This window comes from Variovorax sp. P1_H2, assembly GCF_056405295.1.
Window position 1 is genome coordinate 37,149 of record NZ_JBFUCJ010000023.1, and the last position, 15,646, is coordinate 52,794.

The window sequence follows — 15,646 nt, forward strand, 5'->3', positions numbered from 1 at the left end:
CGAACGTCGACGGGAGGAAGCGCCCCTGAAGCCTGATTGGGTCGGGCGCCTCAAGAAAGACATGACGCCATGCAAGCGATACGGTATAAATCGTTTACACCATTAGCTCGCACTCATGACGATTTTGATCATCACATCCGGCCGAACGCCCCCCGCCCGCACAGAGGCTCTTCCCACTGCCACCCCGCCGCCTTCGAAGACGGGCGCGAAGCCCGCAACGAAAAGGGCGGCAACGCCGGCACGCGAGGCGGTGGTGCCTGAGAAGGCACTCCAGCAGGAACACAAGCACGCAGCGAAGTTCCAATCCGAGGAGAAATCGAACGGCACCGCCAAGAAGCTCTCGGCCAAGGCTGCCGAGAAGTCAGCGACCGTCGGCAAGAAGGCGCTCAAGCCCAAGGAGAAGCTGGTGCGCGACAGCTTCACCATGCCGCAGGACGACTACGCACTGATCGCCAGCCTGAAGGACCGCGCGCTGAAGTTCAAGCGACCGGCGAAGAAGAGCGAACTGCTGCGCGCCGGTCTGCATGCGCTCCAGGCATTGCCGGCACCCGCCCTGCGCGCGGCGCTCGATTCGCTGACGCCCTTGAAGGCGGGCCGCCCCAAGCGAGACGCCGTCTAGGCGATCCATGATGGATGCCCGTTCGTGATCGCCTTTCAGGCCTTGCCGTCCGTGACGCCCACGGCGCTGCCGGAACTCGATGAACTGCAAAGGCTCACCGAACTCGGCGGACCCTGGATGGAGCGGCGCCTGCTCTGCGAGGTGGACGCCGGCGAACGACGCTTTCCCGTCCACGCCTACCTGCTGGGCAGCACCCGAAAGGACGCGCCGGCCGTCGGCATCGTCGGCGGGGTCCATGGCCTGGAGCGGATCGGCGCCGAGGTCGCGATCGCCTACCTGCGCAGCATCGTGATGCGGCTGCAGTGGGATGTGTCGCTGCACCGGATGCTGGAGACGATGAGGCTGGTGTTCGTGCCGCTGGTCAATCCGKGCGGGCTCTGGCTGGGCACGCGCGCCAACCCCCAGGGTGTCGACCTGATGCGCAATGCGCCCATCGAATCCAGCGAAGGAGTCCCCTATCTGATCGGCGGGCATCGGATCAGCGCCGCCTTGCCGTGGTACCGAGGCGCCAAGAAGGCCCGAATGGAGTGCGAGAGTGCGGCCCTGTGCCGCATCGTCGAAGCCGAACTGCTCGACCGGCCGCTCAGCATCTCGGTGGACTGTCATTCCGGTTTCGGCATGACCGATCGCGTCTGGTTCCCCTTCGCCCACACCGGACGCCCGATCGTGCATCTCCCCGAGATGCACGCCTTCGCCGAGATCCTCGACCAGACCCTGCCGCACCACCGCTACGTGGTCGAGCCGCAGAGCCGGCAATACCTCACCCATGGCGATCTCTGGGACCATCTCTACCTGAGCGCGTCCCAGCGGGCCGACAGCGTGTTCTTGCCCATGACGCTCGAGATGGGATCGTGGCGCTGGGTGCTGAAGAATCCGCGGCAGCTCTTCTCGCGCAGCGGCATCTTCAACCCAGTGGTCGAGCACCGGCGCCAGCGCGTCTTGCGACGCCATGTCGGATGGCTGGACTTCATCGCCCGCGCGGTGTGCAGCCACGCGCGCTGGATGCCGGCCAACGCACAGCGCGCGCGGCACCGGGCGAGCGCCCTGGTCCGGTGGTACGGCGCGCGGGCCTGATGCGGCGATGGACACCTGGATCCTGCTGCGCGGCCTGACGCGCGAAAGCGCGCACTGGGGCCGCTTCCCCGAGCTGCTGCAAGAGCGGCTGCCGCCCGGCGCCAGCGTGCTGGCAATCGACATCCCCGGAAACGGCCGCTTGAGGCAGCTGCCGAGTCCCACCCGCATCGAAGCCGCGACCGACAATTGCCGGCAGCAACTGCAGGCCCTTGGTGTTCAGCCGCCGTATCGCCTGCTCGCGATGTCGCTCGGGGCGATGATCGCCGTGGATTGGGCCGACAGGCATCCGGGCGAACTCGCGGGCTGCGTGCTGATCAATACCAGCCTGCGCGTCTTCAGCCCCTGGTACCAACGCCTGCGGCCGGCCAACTACGGCGCCCTGCTGGGTCTGCTGATGAACGCCGATCCCCGCCGCCGCGAGGAATTGATCCTGCGCCTGACCAGCCGACATCCGGGCTCCGGGGCGGAGGTCGTCGAATTGATCGACCGATGGGCCGCCATTCGCGAACAGCGGCCGGTCCGCGGCGCCAATGCGCTGAGGCAGCTACTCGCTGCGATGTGCTACCGCGCGCCGTCGCGGGCACCCGCCGTGCCCTTGCTGGTGCTCGCGAGCCGGCGCGATGCGCTGGTCGACGCACGTTGCTCGCGGCGCCTCGCGCATGAATGGCGCGCGAGAATCGCCGAGCACCCCACTGCGGGTCACGATCTTCCGCTGGACGACGCGCGCTGGGTCGTGGAGCAGGTCGGTGCTTGGCCGGAACGAGAGGGGCCGAATCGGAATCTCCGCGACTGAGGCGTGCGGCGCCGGCTGAAAGCCGCCCTCGCCTGTCGGTCCGGCATGCGGCGTCGACTTCACCACTTGCCGTCGGCGGGCCGCTTCGGCTGCTGGGGTTGCGCGGCCGCATTCAGCATCTGCAGCGCGTCGGGCCGCTTGCCGCGCTCGGCGAAGTCGGCGGCCGTCATGCCCTGTTCGTTCTTCATCGCCACATCGGCGCCTTCGTCGAGCAGCAATTGCACCGCGGCGGCCGAGCCGTACATCGCGGCCATCATCAGCGGCGTGGTGCCGTTCGGCGACTGGGCGTTGATGAAGGCATCCTTGTCGAGCAGTTGCTTCATGATGGCGATCTGCCCGCTGGTGGCCGCGTAGTGCAGCGGCGTCCAGCCCGGCTTGTTGATGTCGGCGTCGCGCGCAATCAGCTTGGTCACCAGATCCTGCTGGCCCTTGATGGCGGCCAGCATCAGCGGACTCTCGTCCTTCGAATTGCGGGCCTCGACATTGGTCTTCGGGAACGCGATCAGCACGTCGATCACCTTCGGCGAAGGCTCGCGCATCGCGATCAAGAGCGCGGTCTGGCCCTTCTCGTCGCGCGTGTTGGGGTCGAAACCCTTGGCCAGCAGGCTTTTCATGCCGCTGGCGTTGTCGGCACGGGCGGCGCGGAAGAAATCGTCGTAGTCGCTTGCGTGGACCGAAAAAGATGCAGCAAAAACAACAAGATAGGCGATATATTTAATGTATTTGTTCATGCTTTGACCCCGCTGAAGAGGGTCTCGAAATTGTCACTTGTCGCCTTGGCGATCAGCTCGACCGGCAGTTGGCGCAGCTGGGCGATCTGCTGCGCGACGAAGGGCACATAGGACGGATTGTTGACCTTGCCGCGATAGGGCACCGGCGCCAGGTAGGGACTGTCGGTCTCGATCAGCATGCGGTCCAGCGGCACGAAAGCCGCCACGTCGCGCAGGTCCTGCGCCTTCTTGAAGGTCAGGATGCCCGAGAACGAGATGTAGAAGCCGAGGTCGAGCGCTGCCCGGGCCACTTCGGCGGTCTCGGTGAAGCAGTGGAACACGCCGCCGGCCGCCCGGCCACTGCCGGTCTCGCCCTCTTCCTTGAGGATCGCCAGCGTGTCGGCCGAAGCTTCGCGGGTGTGGATCACCAGCGGCTTGCGGGTCTGCTGGGCAGCCCGGATATGGACCCGGAAGCGGTCGCGCTGCCATTCCATGTCGGCAATGCTGCGGCCGCCCTTGCGCTCTTCCATCTGGTAGTAGTCGAGCCCGGTCTCGCCGATGGCGATCACCTTGGGCAGCGCGGCGCGCTGCACCAGGCCCTCGACCGTGGGCTCGAGGATGTCCTCGTTGTCCGGATGCACGCCGACGCTGGCCCAGAAGTTGTCGTAGCGCTCGGCCAGGGCCTGAACCTCGGGAAACTCCTCCAGCGTGGTGCAGATGCACAGCGCCCGGTCGACCTGGGCGGCCGCCATCGCGGCGCGGATCTGCGGCATCTGGTTCGCGAACTCGGGAAAGGTCAGGTGGCAGTGAGAGTCGGTGAACATCGCAGGAAACGTCGTCGGAACGGCACGGCCACCGGGACAGGTGGCGTCGTGCCCGGTGGAGCAACGGGCCTCAGGCCGGCGCCGGGCCGCCCCAAGGCGGCCTGCGGCCCCCTCGGGGGGCAGCGACACACGAAGTGAGGAGCGTGGGGGCTCAAATTGTCTGGGTCGGGCGGTCGGAGGCCAGGGTGGCGCCCAGCGCCTCTTCGATGCGCGCCTTGAGCTGGCGCGACTTCTCGTCGGAAGGAAAGCGGATGCCGACGCCCGGTGCGCGGTTGCCCGCGGCGCGGGCCGGCGTGATCCAGGCGACCTTGCCGGCCACCGGATAGCGCTGCGGGTCGTCGGGCAGGGTCAAGAGCACGTAGACGTCGTCGCCCAGCCGGTACTCGCGCGAGGTCGGGATGAAGATCCCGCCTTCGGCGAACAGCGGGATGTACGCTGCATAGAGCGCGCCCTTTTCCTTGATCGCCAACTGGATGACGCTGGGCCGGACGGGCGCGGAGGGGGTGGGAGCGGCAGGTGTGTTCATGGGCGGCGGCGTCCCGAGTTTAGGGTGCTTCTCGCCTCGCTCACAAGCGCTTCGAGCATCAGGCCCGCATTGAAGGGATGTTCTGCGGTTTTTGCCGCGCTCGCGAGCGATCGCGACCAGCGCGCCAGCGCGGCCCGCGGCGGCGCGGCCGGCAGATCGGCGGGCTCGAAGAAACGCGGCGCGGCACCGCAGTCGATCGCCATCAGGTCGTGGCAAAGCTTCTGCAGTGCGCCGATGGCCTGCGCCGGCGCCTGGTCGGACAGCGCCCCGACCTCGCCGCGGGACATCGCCTTGGGCAGCAGCGCCCAGGCCTTGGGCGACTGGCCCTGGCCGGCGAGCCTCAAGGCGTCGCTGGGCCGGCCGCCGGCCGCCCGCAGCAGGCCCGGCGCATCGGCCGCGGGCACGCCCTGCCCCACCAGCCAGTCCTGTGCCTGGGCGTCCTCGGGCCAGGGCAGCGTGAAGCCGAGACAGCGGCTGCGGATGGTCGGCAGCAGTTGCCAGGCGGCTTCGCTGGCGAGCACGAAGCGGACGTCGCCGACCGGCTCCTCGAGCGTCTTCAGCAGCGCATTGGCGGTGATGTTGTTCATGCGCTCGGCCGGATAGACCAGCACCGCCTTGCCGCGGCCGCGGGCACTCGTGCGCTGGGCGAAACCGATGGCGTCGCGCATCGCCTCGACCCGGATCTCGCGGCTGGGCTTGCGCTTCTTGTCGTCGATGTCGGCCTGCGACTTCTCGTCCAGCGGCCATCCCAGGGCCTGCATCGCGGCCTCGGGCATCAGCACGCAGAGGTCGGCGTGGGTCCGGACCTGAATGGCATGGCAGCTCGGGCAATGGCCGCAGGCGCCGTGCGCCTTGGCCTCGTCCGGCTGCTCGCACAGCCAGGCGGCCGCCAGTGCCAGGCCCAGTTCATACTGGCCCAGGCCCGAGGGCCCCTGCAGCAGCCAGGCGTGGCCGCGCTGGCGCAGCAGTTCGGCCAGCGGCTGGCGCAGCCAGGGGGGGAGCGAATCGGCGGTCATGGGCACGCCCTTTCGACCAGGCCGCGTTCGGCCAGCACGGCCTCGACCTGCTGCCAGACCTGTTCGCGCGAGCGGTTCGCATCGATGCGGGCGAAGCGCGGCGCGGCGGCCGCCCGGGCGGCATAGCCGGCCGCCACGCGGCGAAAGAAATCGACCGGCTGCGACTCGAACTTGTCCGGCAGCCGGGCGCCGGCCAGGCGCTCGGCCGCGGTCTCGGGCGGCAGGTCGAACCAGAGCGTGATGTCGGGCTGCAGCAGCCCGTCCGGGGCGGCCTGCACCCAGCCTTCGAGCGTTTCGAGCACGGCCGTGTCGAAACCGCGGCCGGCGCCCTGGTAGGCGAAGGTGGCATCGGTGAAGCGGTCGCACAGCAGCACGTCGCCGCGCGCCAGCGCCGGCTCGATGACCCGCACCACATGGTCGCGACGGGCCGCGAAAACCAGCAGCGACTCGGTCAGCGGGTCCATCGGCTGTTCGAGGATCATGCTGCGCAGGCTCTCGGCCAGCGGCGTGCCGCCGGGCTCGCGGGTGCGCGTGACCGCGCGGCCCCGGGCCCTGAACAGCGCCTCGAGCGCGTCGATGTGGCTCGACTTGCCGGCACCGTCGATGCCCTCGAGGGTCAGGAAAAGTCCCTTCATTGGCCGCTCCGCTGGTTGGGTTCGGTGCCGCCGCCGCGCTGGTAGCGGTTCACGGCCCGGTTGTGCTCGTCCAGCGAACCGCTGAACTGGCTGCTGCCGTCGCCTCGGGAGACGAAGTACAGCGACTTGCTCTGCGCCGGCTGCACCGCCGCCAGCAGCGCCGCCTTGCCGGGCATCGCGATCGGCGTCGGCGGCAGGCCGTTGCGGGTGTAGGTGTTCCAGGGCGTGTCGGCCTGCAGGTCGCGCTTGCGCAGATTGCCGTCGTAGTGCGTGCCGAGGCCGTAGATCACGGTCGGGTCGGTCTGCAGCGGCATCCCGAGGCGCAGCCGGTTGGTGAAGACGGCGGCGATCTCGGCGCGGTCCTGGGCCTTGCCTGTCTCCTTTTCGACAATGCTGGCCAGGATCAGTGCCTCGTCGGGCGTCTTGAGCGGCAAATCCGAGGCCCTGGCGGCCCAGGCGGCATCGAGCTTCTTGTCCATGGCGCGCATCGCGCGCTGCAGCAGCGCTACGTCGGTCGAGCCCTTGGAATAGGTGTAGGTGTCGGGGAAAAAGCGCCCCTCGGGATGCACGCCCGGCCGGCCCAGCAGGGCCATCAGTTCCTCGTCGCTGCGCCCGACCGTCTCGGGCTTCAACTGCTCGGCCTTGGCCAGCGCCGCGCGCACCTGGCGGAAGTTCCAGCCCTCGACGAGCACCAGACTGCGCGTGGCTTCCTCGCCGCGCACCAGGATGTTGAGCAGCAGGCGCGGCGTGACGCCGCGCTCGAGCTCGTAGCTGCCGGCGCGCATCTGGCGGTCCTGGCCCGAGAAGCGGAACCACAGGTAGAGCAGCTGCGGCGGCACGTCGACGCCCGCATCGGCCACGGCCTGCGCGATGCCGCGCGGCGTGGCGCCGGGCTCGACCGACAGGTCGACGCTGGGCGCGGGCAGCTTGAGGGGCTGGTTGACCCACCAGAGGCCCGCGGCACCGGCGCCCAGCACGGTCAGGGCGGCCAGCAGGAAAAGAGTGAGGAAGAAACGGCGCACGGGTTCCGGGAAGGGAGGCGAACGGAAGACGGTAGCAAGAACGAGTAAGCCCTGCGGGCCGAACGGAACTTGGCCGGCCATGATAATTCAGCGATGACCTCTGTCGTACCGAATGGCGTCACCGCCCTCTCCCACCTCGGCGTGATCCGCGTCGAGGGCCCCGATGCCGCGAGCTTCCTGCATGGCCAGCTGACCCAGGATTTTGCATTGCTCGAGGCCTCCGAGGCCCGACTTGCCGCACTGTGCACGGCCAAGGGCCGCGTGATCGCGAGCTTCATCGGCATCCGGCCCGAACCCGATCGCATCGTGCTCGTCTGCAGCCGCGACATCCTGGCCGCGAGCCTCAAGCGGCTGTCGATGTATGTGCTGCGGGCCAAGGCCAGGCTCAGCGATGCCAGCGCCGAGTTCGCGCTCTACGGGTTGACCGGCACCGCACTGGCAGCCAACGGGCTCGACGCCGGCGCGTTGCCGGGCCGTGCCAGCACGATCGGCGAGGCGCACGCGGTCACGCTCTACCCGTCCGACGGCGTGCCGCGTGCGCTATGGATCGCTCCCGCCGGCAGCCCCGCGCCTCAGGGCACCGAGATCGACCTTGCGACCTGGCAATGGAGCGAGGTGCGAAGCGGCATCGTGACCCTCAGCGCGCCGGTGGTCGAGGCTTTCGTGCCGCAGATGATCAACTACGAATCGGTGGGTGGCGTGAACTTCAAGAAGGGCTGCTATCCGGGCCAGGAGATCGTCGCCCGCAGCCAGTTCCGGGGCACCCTGAAGCGCCGAACCTATCTCGTACAGGCCGGCGACGAAATTGCGGCCGGCGAAGATGTCTTCGCCGCCAACGATCCCGAGCAGCCGGTCGGCACCGTGGCCCAGGCTGCGCCGGCGCCCGGAGGCGGGTGGGCGGCGCTGATCTCGATCCAGATCGCGGCCATCGACGCCGGCGGGCTGCATGCGCGCGCAGCCGACGGGCCGGCGCTGACGGTGGAGCCGCTGCCGTACCCGCTGCTCGAGGACATCTGACGACGTGCCCCGCTACGTGGCTTTTCTCCGCGGCGTCAGTCCGATGAACGCCAGGATGCCCGAGCTCAAGCGCTGCTTCGAAAGCGCGGGCTTCACGGAAGTCAAGACGGTGCTGTCGAGCGGCAACGTGGTGTTCAACGCGCGCGCCGCGGCGCGCGCGACGCTCGAGCGACGGGCCGAGGCGGCGATGACGAAGGAACTCGGGCGCAGTTTCTCGACGCTCGTGCGCTCCGCCGATGCCTTGCGTGAACTGCTCGCGGCGGATCCGTACGCGGCGCACGAACTGCCCGCCGGTGCCAAGCGCGTCGTGACCTTCCTGCGCACGCCGCCCGACGCGAAGCTCTCGCTTCCGATCGAGGTCGACGGCGCGCGCATCCTCGCCATCGACGGCATGGAGGTCTTCACCGCCTACGTTCCGAGTCCGCGCGGCCCGGTCTTCATGACGCTGATCGAGAAGAACTTCGGGTCCGGACTGACGACGAGGACCTGGGAGACGGTGAGGAAGTGCGCGGTGGCGTGAGGGCGCTCCGGGCGACCGAGAAGATCGTAGCTTTCAAGCGACTTCGACCCATGATCGAGCTTCTTCGGCATCAGCGCGAAGATGGGCGCGTACCGCTCAGCAGCAGCGCCCCTTTCCGCCCCCATAGCGCGCCTCCAGCCGCTCCCTGAAGAACGCCTCGTAGCTCATCGCTTCCTGCCCCGGATGGGTGCGCGCCATGTGGCTCAGGTAGGCGTCGTAGTCCGGCAGGCCCACCATCAGGCGCAGCGACTGCGCCAGCGAGCGGGTCAGGTAGCGCCCGGTTTCGACCAGGCTGGCGCCGCTGCTTCTCATGCGACGGCCATCGGCTCGAAGGGAGTCTCGCGAGCGGTCGGATGGTTGGCGCGACGCGCAGCCAGTGCGGCGCGCACGCTGTAGACCAGCACGCTCAGCACCACGAAGATGAACAGCGCGCACAGCCCGGCGTCCAGCCGGTCGTTGAAGACGATCCGTGCCATGGCCTCGGGCGTCTTCGCCGGCGCGATCAGCACGCCTTGGGCCAGTCCGTCGGCGTACTTCGAGGCATGCGCCAGGAAGCCCACCTTCGGATCGGCCGAGAAGATCTTCTGCCAGCCGGCCGTCAGCGTGCAGATCAGCAGCCAGGTCGCCGGCGCCGCCGCCACCCAGGCGTAGCGCTCGCGCTTCATGCGGAACAGCACGACGGTGCCGAGCATCAGTGCCACGGCGGCCAGCATCTGGTTCGAGATGCCGAACAGCGGCCACAGCGTGTTGATGCCGCCCAGCGGATCGACCACGCCCTGGTAAAGGAAGTAGCCCCAGGCCGCGACGCACAGGAAGGTCGCGATCAGGTTGGCCGGCAGCGAGTCGGTGCGCTTGAGGGCCGGCACGAAGCTGCCCATCAGGTCCTGCAGCATGAAGCGCCCGGCGCGGGTGCCCGCGTCCACCGCGGTCAGGATGAAGAGCGCCTCGAACAAGATCGCGAAGTGGTACCAGAAGGCCATCATGGCCTGGCCGCCGATCACCTGGTGCAGGATGTGCGCCATGCCGACCGCCAGGGTCGGCGCGCCGCCGGCACGGCCGAGGATGGTGCTTTCGCCGACGTCCCTGGCGGTCTGCAACAGCATGTCGGGCGTGACGGCGAAGCCCCAGCCCGAGATGGTCTGCGCCACCGCTTCGGGGGTGCTTCCGACCAGCGCGGCCGGGCTGTTCATCGCGAAGTAGACGCCCGGGTCGATGCAGGCCGCGGCCACCAGCGCCATCACGGCGACGAAGGACTCGGCCAGCATGCCGCCGTAGCCGATGAAGCGCGCGTTGAGCTCGTTGTCGAGCATCTTCGGCGTCGTGCCGGAGGAGATCAGCGCGTGGAAGCCCGACACCGCGCCGCAGGCGATGGTGATGAACAGGAAGGGGAACAGGTTGCCCGACCACACCGGGCCGTTGCCTTGCGCGAACTGGGTCACGGCCGGCATCTGCAAGGTCGGCGCGACGAAGACGATGCCGATCGCCAGCGCGATGATGGTGCCGATCTTGAGGAAGGTCGACAGATAGTCGCGCGGCGCGAGCAGCAGCCACACCGGCAGGCTGGCGGCGATGAAGCCGTAGCCGATCAGCATCCAGGTCAGGGCCTTGCCGTCGAAGGTGAACATCGGGCCCCAGGTCGGGCTCATGCTGACGGCCTGGCCGCCGAAGATCGCCGCCATCAGCAGCACGAAGCCGATCACCGACACCTCGCCGATGCGGCCCGGACGGATATAGCGCAGGTAGAGGCCCATGAAGACCGCAACCGGAATCGTCGCCGCCACCGTGAAAGTGCCCCACGGCGATTCGGCCAGCGCCTTCACCACGATCAGCGCCAGCACCGCGAGGATGATGATCATGATCATGAAGGTGCCGAACAGCGCGATCATGCCGGGCACCGTGCCCATTTCCTGCTTGATCAGGTCGCCCAGCGAGCGGCCGTCGCGGCGGGTCGAGATGAACAGCACGATGAAGTCCTGCACCGCGCCTGCGAACACCACGCCGGCCAGGATCCACAAGAGCCCCGGCAGGTAGCCCATCTGCGCCGCGAGCACCGGTCCGACCAGCGGGCCGGCGCCGGCGATGGCCGCGAAGTGGTGGCCGAACAGCACGTTCTTGTCGGTCGGCACGTAGTCCAGGCCGTCGTTGTGGCGGTGCGCCGGCGTCTTGCGAGTGCCGTCGAGGCCGAGCACGCGGGTGGCGATGAACAGGCTGTAGTAGCGGTACGCGATCAGGTAGGTGCAGATCGCGGCGACCACGATCCAGAGCGCGTTGATGGCTTCGCCGCGCGACAGGGCCACGGTGCCCAGCGCGAAGGCGCCGACCACGGCCACGACGAGCCACACCAGGTGGCGACGGATGCTGTGCATTGGGAATGTCTCCGGGAAGTGAACCCCCGGGAGTTTGGCGAGCCGGCGGCGCGGCTGCATCGGTTGCACCGCGCGAATGGCATGCGCGGCATCACTTAAGGGATAACCCTTAATGTTGATCTCAACTGTTCTTGAATTCGCGGGCGTGCTCGACCGCGTACTTGATCAGCGCCGACTGCCCCTCGAGCCCAAGGCGCCGCTTGATGCTCTGCCGATGCGCCTCGACCGTGCGCACGCTGAGGCCGAGGTCGCGCGCGATCTGCTTGCTCGAGTCGCCGCGGCCCAGCGCCGACAGGATTTCGCTCTCGCGCGGCGTCAGCAGCGGCCGCGGCTGCTGGTTGGCGAACAAGCGATGCGACACCGCCGAACTCAGGAAGGTGCCGCCCGCCGCCACCGCCTCGATCGCGGCGACGATCTCGGCCGCCGGCGCGTCCTTCAGCACGTAGCCGCGGGCGCCCGCCTGGAGCGCCTGCTGCACGTACTCCGGGTTGTCGTACATGCTGAGCATCAGCACCCGCACGTCCGGCTGGCTCGCATGCAAGTGCGATGCCAGCTCGATGCCGCTCATGCCCTTCATGCCGACGTCGGCCAGCACCAGGTCCGGCCGGACCTCGGCGATCCCTTCCAGCGCTTCGGCGGCGCTTCCGGCCTCGCCGACGATCTCAAGTCCCGGCAGCGGACCCAACCGGGCCCTCAGGCCGTCGCGCACCAGCGGATGGTCGTCGACCAGGAACAGGCGGATCACCCCGGGCGCTGTCATGCGCGGGTCTCTTTCGCCACCGGCACCTCGGCCAGGATCGAGGTGCCGTCGCCGTCGGAGCGCACGCCGAGCGAGCCGCCGATGGCCTCCACCCGTTCACGCATGTTGCGCAGGCCGATGCCCCGCCTCGGGTCGAGCTCGAGCGCGGCGGGGTCGAAGCCGGTGCCGTCATCGCCGATCTCGAGTTGCACCGCCCGCTCCTCGAAGGCCAGCACGATGCGCACCTGCCGCGCCCGCGCGTGCTTGCGCACGTTGGTCAGCGCCTCTTGCGCGACGCGGAACAGCGCTGTCTTCGCCTCTTGCGGCAGTTCGCGCGGCCGACCCTGGAGCGTGACCGAGGCGGCGACGCCGCCCTCCTCGCCGAACTCCGCGCCCAGCCGTTCGAGGGCCGCCGGCAGGCCCAGCGTATCGAGCAGCGCCGGCCGCAACCGGTGCGAGATGCGCCGCACTTCGACCAGCGATTCATTGAGCCGCTGCAGCGCCTTGCCGAGCGCCGGCGGCACCTGCTCGCGGGCGCGCTCCAGCGCATCGACCGCGGATTCGATCAGCAGCTTGGCCGACACCAGCGTCTGGCTGGTGCCGTCGTGCAGTTCGCGCGCCAGGTGGGCGCGCTCGTCCTCTTGCGATTGCACGACCTGGCGCGCCAGCAGCCGCAGCCGGGCCTCGGCGATGCGGTGCTCGCTGAGGTTCAGCAGCAGGCCGGTGGCGCTGACCACGGCCAGGCACAGCGCGGCGATGCCGGCGATCCACAGCATCGTGGTCGTGACGTTGGTGTTCATCTGCCGGTCGAGCGCCTGCATCGCGGCCTCGATGTCGTCGAGGTAGAGACCGGTGCCGACCATCCAGTTCCAGCGCGGCAGCGCCGTGACGTAGCCGAGCTTGGGAGCGAGTTGCGCACTCGAGGGCTTGCGCCACTGGTACTCGACATAGCCGCCGCCCTCGCGGGCCCGGGCGATCAGGTCCTGGATGGTGAGGCGCCCCTGGGAATCGCGCAGCTCCCAGAGCGACTGGCCGACCAGTTCGGGCTGGCGCGAATGCATCAGCGAGCGGCCCTGCAGGTCGTAGACGAAGAAATAGCCGTCGTCGCCGTAGTCGAGCGCGGCCAGGCGGCGCAGGGCTTCGGCGCGCGTGGCCTCGTCGTCGAGCCCGGCGTCGTACAGCGGCCGCACGGTGCTGACCGCCAGGTCGACGTAACTGCGCAGTTCGCTGCGCCGCTGCGCCATGTAAGTCTTCTCGATCAGCGCGCGCTCGCGCTGCGCCAGGTCGCGCTCCTGGTGGCGCACCGCGAAGGCCACCAGCATCAGCGCCACCAGCAGCGGCGCTACGGCGAGCGCGACGATCTTGGTCCTCAGGTTCATGGGGCGGCAAGACTAACATTTGGCGGTGCTGGTGGCGCTTGGTCGCTGTCTTCGTGGGGCGCCGCTTCCTTCGTTGAGGTGTTTCCTTCGTTGAGGCCGCCCGGCACGCGGTACGGGCCGAACGACCCCACTGCGCCGGCCCTTCGGGCTCCCTTGCGGTGCTCGCTCCAGGCGGGGTCCGCGCGAAACTCGCTTCGCTCAAACACGCGCGRCCCTCTTTCCGCCTGAAGCTGCGCTCCTCAGCGGCGCAGAGGGGATCGCCCGTCCCGCACCGCATGCCGGGCTCCGGGGTGTGCGAAGAGTGCGTGCGCCTCCGACGTCGAGAGCCTGCGCGCAGGCGATGCGTTGGAGGCGAACAGTTCACCCCCAACGTGTCAGCGGTGGTGGGTGGTATGCCCTGGGCTGGCCGTTGAGGCACCGCCGAGCAGCGCAGCGGTGCGCGGATCAGGGCTCGCGACTGTTTGAGCGGAGCGAGTTTGAGCGAGACCCCGCGTACCGCGAGCAGCGCAGGGAAGCCGCGAAGCGGCCGGTGACGTCGGTCGGCCCGGGGCATACCGCCCGTCGCCGCCCCCTGGCCCTTCCACTCGCCCCAAGACTCAGGCAACCAGCTTGAGCAGCTCCGCAGCCAGTTCCTTCGGCATGTCGACCATCACATCGTGGCTGGACGGCAGCTTCACGACGCGCCAGCCGGCCGTGCCCTCGGCCTTGGCCGCGAAGTGGCGAAACGGGCTCGGGTCCCAGCCGTCGGCCAGGATGTAGAGCCGGTTGGCGATCTTGTCCCCTGCGCCGGTCAGCAGCAGCGGCATCTCGAAAGTCGCCAGCGCCTGCGGCCGGCACAGGCGGTCGACCCGCTCGCGGTTGGCTTGCGCGATGTTGAACATTTCGGCCGGAATGGGCTGCATCAGCCCGCTGTGGTCCTGCAGCGCGGTGCCGCGGAAGGCGCCGATGAACTGCGCGGCCACCTCCGGCGCCAGCGCCTTCGAGAGCAGTCCGATCAGCGAGTCGCCATGCCCGGGCAGGAAGGCGTCGAGGTACACCAGCGAGCGGATCCTGTCGCTCATGCGGTCGGCGACGCCGGTGATCACCATGCCGCCGTAGGAATGGCCGACCAGGATCACGTCGCTCAGTTCTTCCCATTCGATGCAGCCGCAGACATCGCGGATGTGGGTCTCGAGCGTGATGTTCTCGGCCGATTGGTGAAAGCGCTCGCCGACGCCCGTGTGGGTCGGCGTAAGCACCGTGTGCCCTGCCGCCCGCAGCGCCGCCGCGGTTTCCCTGTAGCACCAGCCGCCATGCCAGGCGCCATGAACCAGAACGAAGTTGGCCATCGATGTGTCTCCGAAAAATGGGAGCGGCCATCTTGAGCGGCGTCCATGCCGCGTGCCACCGGGTATTCCCGGCGCGAACTCGCCCGCGCTGCCGGGGCTGCTGCAGGTCGGGAAACACCGCGGATCTGGCTTTGCCAGGCCGCTGGTGTTGCCCCCGGCAGGGGGTGGGCGCCCGACACGAAGTGCGGGCAACCTGGGGGCGAGTCAGATTTTTCTGCGCATCTCGATGTGGGTGATGCCGGCCTCGTCGAAAGGCTCGCCGTGCGGCGCGTAGCCCAGCCGCCGGTAGAAGGCCTCGGCGCTGCGCTGTGCATGCAGCATCACCTCGCTGTCGCCACGCGCCGCGGCCGCCGCCTCGAGTGCGCGCAGCACCGCTTCGCCATGGCCGCCACCGCGCATCGCGCGATGCACCGCCATGCGCCCGATGCGCGCCAGCCCCGGCGCCTCGGCCACCAGGCGCCCGGTCGCGATCACCTGGCCCAGCCGGTTGCGCGCCACGGCGTGCAGCGCGTTCGCGTCGTGCGCGTCCCACTCCAGTTCCTTGGGAATGCGCTGCTCCTCGATGAAGACCTCGCGCCGCAGCTTGCCGGCGCCGTCGCCCCACTGCGCCCAGTCGCCGGTAGCGACCTCGCGCATCGGCTCGCCGGCCTCGTAGCCGGCGAGGATCTCGCGCAGCAGCGGCGGCACCGGCTTCGAGGTCTGCGTCGCCGGGTCGGCGAACACATAGACCAGTTCACAGCTCACCAGCAGCTCCTCGCCGCGGAACAGTCCGCCATGGAACACGATCGAGGAGTTGCCCACGCGCACGCTCTTCATGCCGACGTCGATCACGTCGTCGACCCGCGCCGAGGCGTTGAACTCGATCGTCGCCTTGCGCACGTACAGATCGCCTTCGAGCGCCTGCATCGCCTCCTCGTAGGGCAGCGCCATCGCACGCCAGTAGTCGGCGATCGCGGTGTCGAAGTACATCAGGTAGTGGGCATTGAAGACGATCTTCTGCATGTCCACCTCGGCCCAGCGCACGCGCAGGCGGTGGAAGAAGCGGAAGTCGGATTTGCGGTGGAGTTCGGTCATGGCG

17 protein-coding genes are annotated in these 15,646 nt (G+C 69.0%); 5 read left to right on the forward strand and 12 right to left on the reverse strand.

Annotated elements, in window-relative coordinates:
• The first annotated feature begins 253 nt into the window (after positions 1 to 253).
• Genes AC1D2E_RS10920 through AC1D2E_RS10930 form a run of 3 tightly spaced genes read left to right on the forward strand, consistent with a single transcriptional unit; the run spans position 254 to position 2,486 of the window.
• Positions 254 to 619: a hypothetical protein gene (locus AC1D2E_RS10920; protein WP_478197423.1), complete on the forward strand. Its 366-nt coding sequence runs from the start codon at positions 254 to 256 to the stop codon at positions 617 to 619.
• 24 nt (positions 620 to 643) lie between these two features.
• Entirely contained in the window at positions 644 to 1,693 is a 1,050-nt protein-coding gene (locus AC1D2E_RS10925; protein WP_478197424.1) for a M14 family zinc carboxypeptidase, read from the forward strand.
• Between the two features lie 7 nt (positions 1,694 to 1,700).
• Positions 1,701 to 2,486: an alpha/beta fold hydrolase gene (locus tag AC1D2E_RS10930; RefSeq protein ID WP_478197425.1), complete on the forward strand. Its 786-nt coding sequence runs from the start codon at positions 1,701 to 1,703 to the stop codon at positions 2,484 to 2,486.
• A 59-nt stretch (positions 2,487 to 2,545) separates the two neighbouring features.
• On the opposite strand, the gene AC1D2E_RS10935 is transcribed toward AC1D2E_RS10930, so the two are convergent.
• From AC1D2E_RS10935 to mltG, 6 genes are all read right to left on the reverse strand, one after another.
• A complete protein-coding gene (locus tag AC1D2E_RS10935; RefSeq protein WP_478197426.1) occupies positions 2,546 to 3,217 on the reverse strand; it encodes an ankyrin repeat domain-containing protein in 672 nt (223 codons plus the stop codon).
• Positions 3,214 to 4,020 (reverse strand): TatD family hydrolase, encoded by an 807-nt coding sequence (locus AC1D2E_RS10940; RefSeq protein ID WP_478197427.1) that lies wholly within the window; start codon positions 4,018 to 4,020, stop codon positions 3,214 to 3,216. Before AC1D2E_RS10940 ends, AC1D2E_RS10935 begins: the two co-directional genes overlap by 4 nt.
• Before the next feature lie 151 nt (positions 4,021 to 4,171).
• Entirely contained in the window at positions 4,172 to 4,546 is a 375-nt protein-coding gene (locus tag AC1D2E_RS10945; RefSeq protein ID WP_478171696.1) for a PilZ domain-containing protein, read from the reverse strand.
• Positions 4,543 to 5,562, reverse strand: coding sequence for a DNA polymerase III subunit delta' (locus AC1D2E_RS10950; RefSeq protein WP_478197428.1), 1,020 nt, complete (start codon positions 5,560 to 5,562; stop codon positions 4,543 to 4,545). The genes AC1D2E_RS10945 and AC1D2E_RS10950 overlap by 4 nt, the downstream gene beginning before the upstream one ends.
• On the reverse strand, positions 5,559 to 6,197 hold the full coding sequence (gene tmk, locus AC1D2E_RS10955; protein WP_478197429.1) for a dTMP kinase: 639 nt from the start codon (positions 6,195 to 6,197) through the stop codon (positions 5,559 to 5,561). Before tmk ends, AC1D2E_RS10950 begins: the two co-directional genes overlap by 4 nt.
• Positions 6,194 to 7,219: an endolytic transglycosylase MltG gene (gene mltG, locus AC1D2E_RS10960; protein ID WP_478197430.1), complete on the reverse strand. Its 1,026-nt coding sequence runs from the start codon at positions 7,217 to 7,219 to the stop codon at positions 6,194 to 6,196. The genes tmk and mltG overlap by 4 nt, the downstream gene beginning before the upstream one ends.
• Before the next feature lie 93 nt (positions 7,220 to 7,312).
• On the opposite strand from mltG, the gene ygfZ reads away from it, so the two are divergent.
• Complete coding sequence (gene ygfZ / locus AC1D2E_RS10965) at positions 7,313 to 8,236, forward strand: CAF17-like 4Fe-4S cluster assembly/insertion protein YgfZ (RefSeq protein WP_478197431.1); 924 nt, start codon at positions 7,313 to 7,315, stop codon at positions 8,234 to 8,236.
• A 16-nt stretch (positions 8,237 to 8,252) separates the two neighbouring features.
• Positions 8,253 to 8,756 (forward strand): DUF1697 domain-containing protein, encoded by a 504-nt coding sequence (locus AC1D2E_RS10970; protein ID WP_478197456.1) that lies wholly within the window; start codon positions 8,253 to 8,255, stop codon positions 8,754 to 8,756.
• Positions 8,757 to 8,852: 96 nt separating this feature from the next.
• On the opposite strand, the gene AC1D2E_RS10975 is transcribed toward AC1D2E_RS10970, so the two are convergent.
• From AC1D2E_RS10975 to AC1D2E_RS11000, 6 genes are all read right to left on the reverse strand, one after another.
• Positions 8,853 to 9,068 carry a YbdD/YjiX family protein gene (locus AC1D2E_RS10975; protein WP_478197432.1) on the reverse strand — a complete coding sequence of 72 codons (216 nt, stop codon included), beginning with the start codon at positions 9,066 to 9,068 and terminating at the stop codon, positions 8,853 to 8,855.
• Entirely contained in the window at positions 9,065 to 11,122 is a 2,058-nt protein-coding gene (locus AC1D2E_RS10980) for a carbon starvation CstA family protein (protein WP_478197433.1), read from the reverse strand. Before AC1D2E_RS10980 ends, AC1D2E_RS10975 begins: the two co-directional genes overlap by 4 nt.
• Positions 11,123 to 11,243: 121 nt before the next feature.
• Positions 11,244 to 11,882 carry a response regulator gene (locus AC1D2E_RS10985; RefSeq protein ID WP_478197434.1) on the reverse strand — a complete coding sequence of 213 codons (639 nt, stop codon included), beginning with the start codon at positions 11,880 to 11,882 and terminating at the stop codon, positions 11,244 to 11,246.
• The gene (locus AC1D2E_RS10990) at positions 11,879 to 13,240 is read right to left on the reverse strand and encodes a cache domain-containing protein (protein WP_478197435.1); all 1,362 of its coding nucleotides are present in this window, start codon (positions 13,238 to 13,240) and stop codon (positions 11,879 to 11,881) included. Before AC1D2E_RS10990 ends, AC1D2E_RS10985 begins: the two co-directional genes overlap by 4 nt.
• Before the next feature lie 596 nt (positions 13,241 to 13,836).
• Entirely contained in the window at positions 13,837 to 14,568 is a 732-nt protein-coding gene (locus AC1D2E_RS10995) for an alpha/beta fold hydrolase (RefSeq protein ID WP_478197436.1), read from the reverse strand.
• Between the two features lie 204 nt (positions 14,569 to 14,772).
• Positions 14,773 to 15,642 carry a YbgC/FadM family acyl-CoA thioesterase gene (locus AC1D2E_RS11000; protein ID WP_478197437.1) on the reverse strand — a complete coding sequence of 290 codons (870 nt, stop codon included), beginning with the start codon at positions 15,640 to 15,642 and terminating at the stop codon, positions 14,773 to 14,775.
• Positions 15,643 to 15,646 lie beyond the last annotated feature (4 nt).